This is a genomic window from Sellimonas sp. (assembly GCF_047234585.1).
In the GTDB taxonomy this organism is placed as follows: domain Bacteria; phylum Bacillota; class Clostridia; order Lachnospirales; family Lachnospiraceae; genus Sellimonas; species Sellimonas caecigallum.
In genome coordinates, this window is the sequence record NZ_JBKSWG010000045.1 from 1 (window position 1) to 10,656 (window position 10,656).

Below are 10,656 nucleotides of genomic sequence, written 5' to 3' on the forward strand. Positions count from 1 at the left end.
ATTTGAACCCTCGCGCCGGTTGCCCGACCTACACCCTTAGCAGGGGCGCCTCTTCAGCCTCTTGAGTATTTCTCCAAAACACTGAATTTCGTGTCTTTATTTTGTTTGTGCGTTCGTAACGCATTAGTAATTATACTAAAATGATATTTCATTGTCAAGCACTATTTTCAGTGTTTTTTATTTTCTTTTTTTTACCTCTCAAATCTGTGTATATTCACGGATTACTTCTTCGATTCTTCGTTTTACTTCCTGAGCGATTTCTGTTGTCTTCATATCCTTATATTCTTCATAAAGCATTGGTTTCAAGAAGTGTACCTGCACGGTGACAGGGCTGATTGTGTTCGTATCAAATGGCTTGAAGGCATCAATGAGTGCAACTGGGACGATCGGACATTTCGCTTTGGTAGCTGCTTTGAAGCTTCCTCCTTTGAATTCGCCTGGCTGATTTCCCTGTTTCGATCTTGTTCCTTCTGCAAAGATCAGATAGTTTCTGCCTTTTTTTACTTCTTTTGTCACATTCACAATGATTTCCATAGCCTGCCGTACATCTTCCCTGTCGATCATATATGCTTTCATACATGCGAACACCTGTTTTAAAAACGGAATATTGGCAATTTCTTTTTTGGCCACGACTGAAAACGGAGTCGGACAGGCTTCTATGATCGCCAGTACATCGTAGAGTCCCTGGTGATTTGGAAAAAACATAAATCCATTCTGCTCTGGTATGTTCTCTTGTCCATATACGTCTATATGGACATTGCCCCCTTTGTTGGCTTTCCCGTCTATATATTTCAGAAGGCTGTAACGCTGCTCTTCTGTATATTTTTCTACATGGCTCGCATAATAGCACAGTTTGAACCATCCGTATGGGACAAAGAGGAGATTTCTCAAGACCATCATTATAATTCGTTTCATACTTTGCTCCTTTGTATGTCTTATACTTGTGATACCATTTTTTCTAACAAAGAGTGGTATCCTCTGTCCGATAAGCCTGGATTGCCGTTTCGTAGAGATTGTTTCCTTCGGAATCAACCACAACTATGACCGGAAAATTTTCCACTTCAAGCCTGCGGATTGCCTCTGTTCCAAGATCGTCGTAGGCGATCACTTCAGATGATTTGATGCATTTTGACAAAAGTGCTCCGGCTCCTCCCACGGCTGCTAAATAAACGGCATCATTCCTTACAATAGCATCTATCACAGCTTTGCTTCGTTTTCCTTTTCCGATCATACCGCCCAGACCAAGATCCAAAAGCTCTGGTGCATATTTGTCCATCCTGCTTGCCGTTGTAGGTCCCGCCGAACCGATCGGACGACCTTCCCGCGCAGGAGATGGCCCCATATAATATATCATCTGGCCTTTCAGATCAAGCGGAAGTTCCATTCCTTTTTCCAATGTCTCTTTCATTCTTTTATGTGCAGCGTCCCTGGCCGTATAGATTGTTCCTGTGATATAAACATAGTCTCCGGCTTTCAGTGTCCTTGCCGTCTCTTTGCTGATTGGGGCAGTGATTTGTTTTTCCATACTTCTTATCCTTTCTTCTCCTGTATGTTCCTAATTCATTTAGCTGGTTTTAAATTTCTCGTACCGCATGGCGGTTTACATGACAGCAGATATTGACTGCCACCGGCAGCCCTGCAATATGAGTAGGATAAGTATTGATATTTACAGCAAAGGCTGTCGTAGTTCCTCCAAGTCCCCCCGGTCCGATCCCAAGCTGATTAATTTTTGTAAGAAGCTCTTCTTCCAGCTCTTTGACGTACGGGATATCCGAATGTCTGCCAACTTCTCTTGTCAGAGCTTTTTTGGCCATGAGGGCACATTTTTCAAAGGTTCCTCCGATACCAACGCCGACTACCATCGGAGGACATGCATTTGGCCCGGCATCACGCACTGCCGTAAGGACTGCCTCTTTAACTCCTTCTATGCCGTCTGCCGGTTTCAGCATGAATACGCGGCTCATATTTTCACTTCCGAAACCTTTCGGGGCCACTGTGATGCGGATCCTGTCTCCTGCTACAATTTCATAGTGAATGACTGCCGGTGTATTATCTTTTGTATTTTCTCTTTCTATAGGGTCTCTTACGACAGATTTTCTCAGATATCCTTCCTTATATCCCTGACGTACTCCTTCATTGACAGCATCTTCCAGCGGTCCTCCTTCCAGATGGACATCCTGACCGATTTCCAAAAAGATCACTGCCATCCCTGTGTCCTGGCAGATCGGTATCATATCTTCAGATGCTATCTTCAGATTTTCCTGAAGCTGGCAGAGAATCTGTTTCCCAAGAGGGGATTTTTCTTGTTTTTCCGATTCAGAAAGCGCATTCTTCATATCTTCTGAAAGATAATGGTTCGCTTCGATACACATTTCTTTTATCTGTTCTGTGATTTCACTGACATTTACTGTACGCATGTGCATTCTCCTTCATGATTTGCCTTGTTTTCTTCATTTACTATAACACCTGGAAAAATGAATGACAAGCCATAGCAAAAGAGGGATTGCGATTTCAAATACTGTGGATTATAATTTTTGTAACAGTTTGAGGGAAGAGAGGGATAGAAATGACGACTGATATCAGTATGGAACATCTGAAAGCGGACGCTGTCGATATATTTCACAAGGGATTTGCCTGTTCGGAATCTGTGATCTACGCCATCCGAAAGAATTTTGATCTGGATCTTTCCGATGATGCCATCGCTATGAGCAGCGGATTTCCATGGGGACTTGGCGGAGGAGGATGCATCTGCGGTGCGCTGGCAGGAGGCGCCATGTGTATCGGCTACTTTTTCGGACGCCGCACACCGGGAGATCCGAGTATCCAGACATGTTTTACTCTTACAAAAGAACTGCATGATTTTTTCTGTGAGTCTTATACCTCTCCTTGCTGCCGTATCCAGATACGCGGATATGAAAAGGATGCTCCGGAACGAAAGGCAAAATGTACCGATATCGTTTCCGGCACTGTGGAAAAGACTGCGGAAATCATTTTGCGTGAACTTCGAAAGTAACAAAAAAAAACAGACAGTGGACGTCTGATATGATGCCACTGTCTATTTTTTTAGTCTTTTTTCAATTCTTCGATAATATTCTGTTTTTTGATTTTACTCATCGAGTACAGCATTGTGGCGAATACCACTGCAAATACCCATAGTACTGCAACACAAAGTCCTCCCCATGGATGCTGGAAAGCAACATCGGCTCCGGTCATAACGACATAATTCATCGCAAAACTGATTGCTACCGAAAGGATGACTCCATAGAAAATGGATCGTATTCCGTATATTAGGCATTCATAGTTCATCATCCTACGCATGCTTTTTTCTCCCATTCCCATAGATTTCAGCATGGCAAATTCTCTTTTACGGATCATGATATTTGTTGAAATCGTATTGAACACATTTGCCGCCGCAATCAAAGAAATCAAAATGATAAATCCATAAGACAAAACTCTTATCGCAATCATAATTCCTCTGTCCTGCTCATACTGTTGTGCCAGATTCATCAGCCTTTCTGCCACCATTCCATTTTGATCCCCATTTTCCAGTTTTTCACAAAGATCTTCGTAAGTTTTCTGATACTCTGAAGATTTGATCATGCATGAATACGTAAGATCGGCATCAATGCTGGAAATAATGGTATCCTTCTGACTTTCGGGTATGAGGAGAAGTATAAATGGATTGTACCAGTCGTTGAAGTATTCCGGAAGCTTCTGTACTTTGTGTGCGAGAACAATCTCCTTTTTGGAATCCTGGATTTGTTCTGCCGTTGCCATATCATCATTTTCAAATAGTTTACCAAAGGACATCAAAAGGTCTGCCTTGATCGGATCATCTTTTTTGCCATTAATCATTTCTGTCTTTACATATCTGCTTTCCTTGTTGTCATAATGGCGGTAAAAATCATAGTACAGAACTTTGTTGTTTTCTTTCTGCATATACGTCTTGGCATCTATTCCTTCATCCTTTGCCAGTTTCTCAAATTCTTCATCCGGAAGAATCAATCCTGTGATACTTGTGCACGATTTTTCTTTTTCTCCCTCAGCCTCTTCTTCCTCAGTTCCGAAATAATATTCCGAAAGGGAAGGTATGTTTCCCAATATCTCTTCCGCTTTTGAGGAGACATCCTGTGGATCCAGGGCAATTGTTGCAGAAAATTCTCCATAGGAGACAACATCCGTCACTTTTTCTCCGGATTCCAGAAGTTTTTGGATTTCTTTGCGTCCTTCTTCGCCGGTCTCTTCCTCTATAATCTGATATTGAAACTCATATTCCGGTGCCTCCAGCATAAAAGCACCTGTCTTGGAGAGATATTTTGAAAACAAAGTAGCGGATGTGAACAGCACGATGCTGACCGTAAGAGAAAATACGGTTGCGCGATATTTCTTTCTGTCTCTCCTGTAATTTTTATCTGCCAGCATCCCTTCCAATCCAAAAATCTTACGGATGAATTTGGGACTTTTTACTTCTTTTGATTTTACTTTGATATCTTTGTTGGCGCGGATCGCTTCGATAGGTGTAATCCTCTTTACCCGTGCGGCCGGAATCCAGACAGAAACTGCGATAATGACAGCTGCCACCGATGCTGCCAGAAAAATAGCACCAGGTGAAGTTGCCAGACGAATACCTCCCGCCGCCGCGCCTCGAATCCATTTAGCCAGAGATTCTCCGATAAAGAACAGAGTAATTCCTATTCCTGCAAGACCACTTAAAATTCCGATCGGAATTCCGATGATCCCGACCCAGAATGCTTCATACCACATTGATCTGCGAAGCTGCTTTCTCGTCGCACCGATCGACGAAAGCAGACCAAACTGCGTCGTCCTTTCCCGAAGGGAGATAGAAAATGCGTTATAAATCAGGGAAACAGCGCCTACTCCTATAATGATGATCAAAATCGTGAGAAGCCCGTTTATCATTCCCATGGCAGTAGCATTTCCGGACACTCCAAGCCATTTCAGCATTCCGGTGTTTGCGATCAAAGCCGCAGACCCTCCCTCATACTTTTGTATGAAGTTAAATGTCTCTTTTGGATTTTTAAGGCATAAATACGCATTTGATACTGTCTTTTGACTTCCCCCTTTGCCGATAAATGCATCGGTTCCGGCGCCATTTAGCTGCGTATCGCCCCAGTGTTCCAATATCCCCACAACCTTGTAGGTATGAGTGTATCTGGGCTGGAAAGACTCCAGCAGATAAAAATCTCCGTTTTCATCATACCCGTATTCCAGCTGTGCATTAAAAAGAAGTCGTTCTCCTTCAATCATACGGTCGCCGATGTCAAGTGTGATCTGGTCTCCTATCTTAGCCTGTTCATCTCCATTTATCGGGATGGTATCATAGAGGATGATCTCATTTTCATTCTCAGGAAGTCTTCCTTCTTTTAGTTTCATAGACATCATATCTGCCGTCTGTTCGTCTATGGACTGGATATAAAGGTATTGGTTGAAGACATTATCCTTCTGGGAATCCAGTTTGGCATATCCTGCCTCATCCATTACATTCAATTCTTTGACTTCTTTATCTTGTTTCATATCACGGAGTTCTTCCTGTGATATTCCCTTAGCGGCCACATGCCAGTTTCCATCTGTTTGTACAGAATAGTCGTACATAAACTTCTGTATGCTTGTTCCAAGAGTCACAACTGCCGTAACCATGGCGGTTGCAAGAATGACCCCTATGATCGTAACGATCGTGCGCGACTTGTTCATCAGCATTGTCTTTTTGGTAATCTGTCCGAAAATATTCATTACCGAACCACCTCATCTCTGACAATCTTTCCATCCTCCAAAGTAAGGATACGGTCTGCCTGGAGTGCAATGTTTTCATCGTGGGTAATTACGATCATTGTCTGATCATACACTCGGTTGGAATGCCTGAGCAGATTCATGATTTCTTTACTGTTTGCAGAATCCAGATTTCCCGTCGGCTCATCTGCCAAAAGGATGGAAGGAGCGTTAAAAAGAGCTCTTCCGATGGAAACTCTCTGCTGCTGACCTCCGGACAGCTCATTTGGCAGGTGATGGATACGGTCTTTGAGATTCAGCATCTCTATCAGTTCCTTCAGCCTATCTTTATTGATTTTTCTCCCGTCCATCAGAACCGGAAGCGTAATATTCTCTTCCACGTTCAAAACCGGAATCAGATTGTAAAACTGATAGATCAGCCCTACCTGCCTTCTTCTGAACACAGCTAACGCCTCTTCTTTCTGGGCATATACATCCTTTCCGTCCACATACACCTTTCCAGAAGTCGGGCGGTCCACCCCGCCGATCAGGTGAAGAAGTGTGGACTTTCCGGAGCCGGATGAACCTATGACGGAGACAAATTCACCTTTCTTTACAGAAAACGAGACCCCATTCAGCGCATGCACCTGATTTTCCCCTTTGCCATATATCTTTGACAGATTTTCTACTCTCAAAATCTCCATTCTTTTTTCCTCCTGACTGATTATGGTTCCAAGTATATCAGGGACACATGACACTGCGATGACTTTTAAATAACAATTTTGTCACATTTCATCCCGCTTATAAAACCGGATTCGGAACCTGGCCCCTCCCTCTTTTCTGTTTTCCGCTGTGATCACGGCGTCTTCCCCCGAAAGAATGCTCCGGGCAAGGGCAAGACCAATGCCAAAATTGACATTGTCTGATTGTCTGCCTCTGTAAAAACGTTCAAAAATATGTGGCAGATCTTCCTTGGCGATTCCATCACCGGAGTCCGAGACTGCAATTTCCGTAAAAAGCGGATTTTCTCTCCATTCGATCTGAATCATCCCTCCACTCGGTGTGTGTTCCATGCAGTTCTTCAGTACATTTCCAAGGGCTTCCATTGTCCACGCCTCATCTCCCTGAAATGTTACATCTCCTTCTCCTTTAAGGAGAAGCGTCTGTCCTTTTAATTCCATCGGTATTTCCAAAGGGCGCACTGCCTCTTTCACAAAGTCTTTTGCCAAAATCCGTTTTTTCTCAAGCCGTACTGTTCCGGCATCCAGTTTGGACATTTTAAGAAGTGCTGTGATCAGCCACTCCATACGCCCAAGCATCCGCTCCATGTCCCGGCAGCTTTTCTTTCGCTGTATTTCGCTCATATCGGTCTGTTTCATCCGCTCCAGCATGATATTCAAAGATGTGAGTGGTGTCCGGATCTGATGTGAAATATCTGCAAGCGCATCTGCCAGGAAGCCTTTTTCTTGCTTTACCTTCTCATTCTGCTCCCGGAGCCGAACTGTCATCTTGTAGATCTCGTCTTTTAAAATTTCCAAGTCTCCTTCCCGGAATTCACCAAGTTCCAGATGTTCCTCCCCATGCAGAATCCGATCGATCTGCTGTGTAAGACTTTCGATATCTTTGTACCGCCGTCTCATGTAAAGCAAAAAGAAGAGAAGGAGCAATGCCCCTTCCACACAGATCCACCCAGACGCATGTCCTTCTGTAAAAGACACTCCGACCAACGTCAGACATGTGATTCCCAAAAATCCGACACATGCCTTTCTGATCTCTTTATTTCTAAAAAGTTTCATTGTTTATCCCTCCAGCTTATATCCAAGTCCTCGCACCGTCTTGATGATCTTCGGATCCTGAGGACAATCCTCTATCTTTTCCCTTAGACGCTTGATGTACACGGTCAGCGTATTGTCATTGACATACTCTCCGGCCACATCCCAGATTTCCTCCAGCAGCATCGTCCTTGTTAGCACCATCCCGCGGTGTGAAAAGAAGACAAGGAGCAGACGGTATTCCAGCGCAGACAGAAATATTTCCTTTCCATTTCGCGTCACACTTCCTTTTTCCGTGTCAATCCGTATATCCCCGGCAGAAAGCACATTCTTACTTTTTCCGCTTCTTCGCAAAACAGTCCGCATCCTGGATACAAGCTCTCTCGGCCGAAATGGTTTGCTGATATAGTCGTCCGCTCCCATGTCAAGCCCGGTAACAACGGAAAATTCATCATCCAGCGCTGTCAGAAAAATGATCGGAATCTGATATTTTGCCTTTACTTCCGTGCATACACTGTACCCATTTCCCTGAGCCAACGTCACATCGAGAAGGATCAGATCAAATTCCTGGCCTTCCAGGATCGCCATCGCTTTTCTCTGTCCATCCGCAGAGACAACACGAAATCCTTCACTTTTCAGATATTCTGTCAGATTTTCTACGATCAGCCTGTCATCCTCCACAAGCAAAATCTTTGTCTCATTCATCGCTGTTTTCCTCCCTTTCCCACGATTGTATCACGCTCCTGTCTTTCCAGCCAGTATTTTGCAAAAATGCACAGAAAAATACGCTGATCTTTTTTCGATCAGCGCTTTTTCTGAAGTCCCTTTAAAAGAACGAAAATCCATGGGGCGATAAACGGTATGATTTTCTGCAGCAGAAGCGTTATCGCAAGTGGCATTGGTATCAGGGCCAGCGGATAATAAACCCCATTTACTATCTCCCGAAATGCCACTGCTCTGCTCAATGTTTCCATACTGTACTCTCCAATATGCTGTCCCAGGTAAAACCAGACGACAGCAACGAGATCCATAAGGATCGCCGCTATTACAAGACCTTGCAGCGAACATTTAGGATACCAAAACTTCAAAAAGAGTACGATTCCAACAACGATGATGATCACATGTGCGATATCGACATAAATCTGAAGTCCGCTGCTGTATGGAATCCATGTCAGCACAAGAATCTTATGCTGTCTGGCAAGGAATCCTATCACAAACACAAGGATCGGAATTGACAAAGCATCCAGTATGATTCTTTGTTTTTTCATAACGATTCCCCCTCTTTAACTACTACTTTATACCCATTTTTGTACTGCCGGATAAAAGTTGCCATCAAATAAATCGCAGTACATCCAGTATGCTATTGATGTATTTTTCCACTGATCTGGAGTGGCATCTCCTTCATAAAAAGTTTTTTTGTAGCTACTCGAACTTTTGGTTGTTACATATAATTTAGTCCCTTTATACACTTTAGTATATCTACTTCCACTTTTTCCTCTATTATCATAATAAGTTGCTTGTGCTGCTACTGGAGTTGTAAATGTCTTCTCAATTGTGTCCCCCACTATGCCACCTGCTATGGAACTGGCAATTCCTATTACAATTTGAGTTGCTAAACTTACTCCTCCTGTTACAATTGTTCCTAACACTGATGCAAATAGCCCTGCGACAGCCGCTATAGTTTGTCCTTTTTTTGCATTTATAGTATACGAAACATTATCAGTTCCCGTTTGTCTATACTGATAGACAATTTTATTATTATCTCTGTAATAAATAGTTCCTTTATTTTTCCAAGCAGTAGCTGCATATGGAATTGGAGCAGATACAGCTTCTTCTTTTACCGTAATATAATCTGAAACACGATACGTTTCTTTACTTACAACATTCCCCTCTTCATCGTATCTTATATGTTCCATCAATTCTTGCCCATATGCTCCTCTTGCTTCTGCTACAACCTGGCCTTTCTCATCCTTTACTTTAATTGAAAATTTACCATTACCTTCTTCTTGTGTCTCTATTCTATTTATAATTTCTTCCGAAGAAATGTTTCCACTTTTCGCTTGTGCATGTAATGTGGGAACCCATAAAGTTACAAATAATACAACTGCTAACACATATGATATAAGCATTCTACACTTTTTCTTCATTTTTTCCACTCCTTTTTTATTTTTCTTTAATATCTATTTCTTATTTCATATTTTCATTTCAATCTCCTCCTTTTTAAATAAATTTCCGACTTTTTGTTATTTATATTATAGCATACTATATATTATTTTCAATATATTTATGTATGTTAGGTATTGATTTGTATAATATTTTGATATAATATTTTTTTATAGGAGGTCAATATGAATATAAAAGATAACTTTAAAAAAGGATCTGTCGAAATGTTGGTACTTAAACTTTTAGCTGAGGATGATTTATATGGTTATCAGATGACCCAAATGATAATTGAACGAGGAGGGGGATATATCAAAATTCCAGAAGGATCTTTATACCCTACACTTTATAAGTTAGAAGATAAGGGTTATATTTCTTCATACGAAAAATTAGTTGGAAAAAGAATGAGGCGCATTTATTATCATCTGGAAGAAAACGGGCGTGCCTATCTTGAAAAACTAATACAAGAATATCATGCAGTAAACCAATGTATTATAAAAATTTTAAATTATAATCAGAAATGAGGATATATATGGGTACTATTGTAAAAGATTATGTTTTATCTGTAAAAAAACAAATTAATTTTTCTGACAAGTCTACTAAATCATTTTTAAATATTTTAGAAAATAATGTGGCTAATTTTGTTCAAGAACATCCTTTATCAACATATGAACAAATCGAGGAAATTTTTGGTTCTCCCTCTGAAGTTGCTGAATCATATTTATCTACTCTTGATACTAATAACATCAAAAGCAAACTAAAATTAAAAAAGAAAATCCTAACATATCTTGTAATTATTTTTTCTTTACTTGCATTATTTGTGTGTGGAGTATATTTTTGGCACTGTTATAACATTAGCAAAGAAATACCTGCATATAGTGTTGAAGAAATTGAAGAAATTGAAAGGAGTGAATAACTTATGAAACCTATATTCAACTTTTTATTAACTAAAACTTCCCACACCAATACGGTGTGTTGAACCTTGAAAATTCAATAT

At 41.4% G+C, this 10,656-nt stretch carries 12 protein-coding genes; 3 read left to right on the forward strand and 9 right to left on the reverse strand.

What is annotated here, in order from left to right; all coding sequences use genetic code 11:
- Positions 1-198 precede the first annotated feature (198 nt).
- Genes ACLROL_RS11740 through ACLROL_RS11750 form a run of 3 tightly spaced genes read right to left on the reverse strand, consistent with a single transcriptional unit; the run spans position 199 to position 2,417 of the window.
- Positions 199-915: a lysophospholipid acyltransferase family protein gene (locus tag ACLROL_RS11740; protein WP_087202094.1), complete on the reverse strand. Its 717-nt coding sequence runs from the start codon at positions 913-915 to the stop codon at positions 199-201.
- A 43-nt stretch (positions 916-958) separates the two neighbouring features.
- Positions 959-1,525, reverse strand: a complete 567-nt coding sequence (locus ACLROL_RS11745; protein ID WP_087202096.1) for a Fe-S-containing hydro-lyase — start codon at positions 1,523-1,525, stop codon at positions 959-961.
- A gap of 49 nt (positions 1,526-1,574) precedes the next feature.
- Positions 1,575-2,417 carry a fumarate hydratase gene (locus ACLROL_RS11750; RefSeq protein WP_087212677.1) on the reverse strand — a complete coding sequence of 281 codons (843 nt, stop codon included), beginning with the start codon at positions 2,415-2,417 and terminating at the stop codon, positions 1,575-1,577.
- A 149-nt stretch (positions 2,418-2,566) separates the two neighbouring features.
- On the opposite strand from ACLROL_RS11750, the gene ACLROL_RS11755 reads away from it, so the two are divergent.
- On the forward strand, positions 2,567-3,013 hold the full coding sequence (locus ACLROL_RS11755; protein WP_413067894.1) for a C-GCAxxG-C-C family (seleno)protein: 447 nt from the start codon (positions 2,567-2,569) through the stop codon (positions 3,011-3,013).
- 50 nt (positions 3,014-3,063) lie between these two features.
- Here ACLROL_RS11755 and ACLROL_RS11760 read toward each other — a convergent pair whose 3' ends face one another.
- From ACLROL_RS11760 to ACLROL_RS11785, 6 genes are all read right to left on the reverse strand, one after another.
- The gene (locus tag ACLROL_RS11760) at positions 3,064-5,751 is read right to left on the reverse strand and encodes an ABC transporter permease (RefSeq protein WP_087212679.1); all 2,688 of its coding nucleotides are present in this window, start codon (positions 5,749-5,751) and stop codon (positions 3,064-3,066) included.
- Complete coding sequence (locus ACLROL_RS11765; protein WP_087202104.1) at positions 5,751-6,431, reverse strand: ABC transporter ATP-binding protein; 681 nt, start codon at positions 6,429-6,431, stop codon at positions 5,751-5,753. Before ACLROL_RS11765 ends, ACLROL_RS11760 begins: the two co-directional genes overlap by 1 nt.
- A gap of 81 nt (positions 6,432-6,512) precedes the next feature.
- Positions 6,513-7,523, reverse strand: a complete 1,011-nt coding sequence (locus ACLROL_RS11770) for a sensor histidine kinase (protein ID WP_413067895.1) — start codon at positions 7,521-7,523, stop codon at positions 6,513-6,515.
- 3 nt (positions 7,524-7,526) lie between these two features.
- On the reverse strand, positions 7,527-8,204 hold the full coding sequence (locus tag ACLROL_RS11775) for a response regulator transcription factor (protein WP_413067896.1): 678 nt from the start codon (positions 8,202-8,204) through the stop codon (positions 7,527-7,529).
- 98 nt (positions 8,205-8,302) lie between these two features.
- Positions 8,303-8,767, reverse strand: coding sequence for a hypothetical protein (locus ACLROL_RS11780; RefSeq protein ID WP_413067897.1), 465 nt, complete (start codon positions 8,765-8,767; stop codon positions 8,303-8,305).
- A gap of 27 nt (positions 8,768-8,794) precedes the next feature.
- Entirely contained in the window at positions 8,795-9,646 is an 852-nt protein-coding gene (locus ACLROL_RS11785) for a hypothetical protein (protein ID WP_413067898.1), read from the reverse strand.
- A gap of 201 nt (positions 9,647-9,847) precedes the next feature.
- On the opposite strand from ACLROL_RS11785, the gene ACLROL_RS11790 reads away from it, so the two are divergent.
- Together ACLROL_RS11790 and ACLROL_RS11795 are read left to right on the forward strand one after the other, a co-directional pair.
- Positions 9,848-10,183 carry a PadR family transcriptional regulator gene (locus ACLROL_RS11790; RefSeq protein ID WP_413067899.1) on the forward strand — a complete coding sequence of 112 codons (336 nt, stop codon included), beginning with the start codon at positions 9,848-9,850 and terminating at the stop codon, positions 10,181-10,183.
- A gap of 8 nt (positions 10,184-10,191) precedes the next feature.
- Positions 10,192-10,575: a DUF6120 family protein gene (locus tag ACLROL_RS11795; RefSeq protein ID WP_413067900.1), complete on the forward strand. Its 384-nt coding sequence runs from the start codon at positions 10,192-10,194 to the stop codon at positions 10,573-10,575.
- Positions 10,576-10,656 lie beyond the last annotated feature (81 nt).

What these genes read in the sequence shown, in the direction of transcription:
- ACLROL_RS11790 (WP_413067899.1), top strand. Translation starts at nt 9,848, where the DNA reads ATGAATATAAAAGATAACTTTAAAAAAGGATCTGTCGAAATGTTGGTA.
- ACLROL_RS11795 (WP_413067900.1), top strand. Translation starts at nt 10,192, where the DNA reads ATGGGTACTATTGTAAAAGATTATGTTTTATCTGTAAAAAAACAAATT.
- ACLROL_RS11750 (WP_087212677.1), bottom strand. Translation starts at nt 2,417, where the DNA reads ATGCGTACAGTAAATGTCAGTGAAATCACAGAACAGATAAAAGAAATG.
- ACLROL_RS11770 (WP_413067895.1), bottom strand. Translation starts at nt 7,523, where the DNA reads ATGAAACTTTTTAGAAATAAAGAGATCAGAAAGGCATGTGTCGGATTT.
- ACLROL_RS11775 (WP_413067896.1), bottom strand. Translation starts at nt 8,204, where the DNA reads ATGAATGAGACAAAGATTTTGCTTGTGGAGGATGACAGGCTGATCGTA.
- ACLROL_RS11740 (WP_087202094.1), bottom strand. Translation starts at nt 915, where the DNA reads ATGAAACGAATTATAATGATGGTCTTGAGAAATCTCCTCTTTGTCCCA.
- ACLROL_RS11765 (WP_087202104.1), bottom strand. Translation starts at nt 6,431, where the DNA reads ATGGAGATTTTGAGAGTAGAAAATCTGTCAAAGATATATGGCAAAGGG.
- ACLROL_RS11760 (WP_087212679.1), bottom strand. Translation starts at nt 5,751, where the DNA reads ATGAATATTTTCGGACAGATTACCAAAAAGACAATGCTGATGAACAAG.
- ACLROL_RS11780 (WP_413067897.1), bottom strand. Translation starts at nt 8,767, where the DNA reads ATGAAAAAACAAAGAATCATACTGGATGCTTTGTCAATTCCGATCCTT.
- ACLROL_RS11745 (WP_087202096.1), bottom strand. Translation starts at nt 1,525, where the DNA reads ATGGAAAAACAAATCACTGCCCCAATCAGCAAAGAGACGGCAAGGACA.
- ACLROL_RS11755 (WP_413067894.1), top strand. Translation starts at nt 2,567, where the DNA reads ATGACGACTGATATCAGTATGGAACATCTGAAAGCGGACGCTGTCGAT.
- ACLROL_RS11785 (WP_413067898.1), bottom strand. Translation starts at nt 9,646, where the DNA reads ATGAAGAAAAAGTGTAGAATGCTTATATCATATGTGTTAGCAGTTGTA.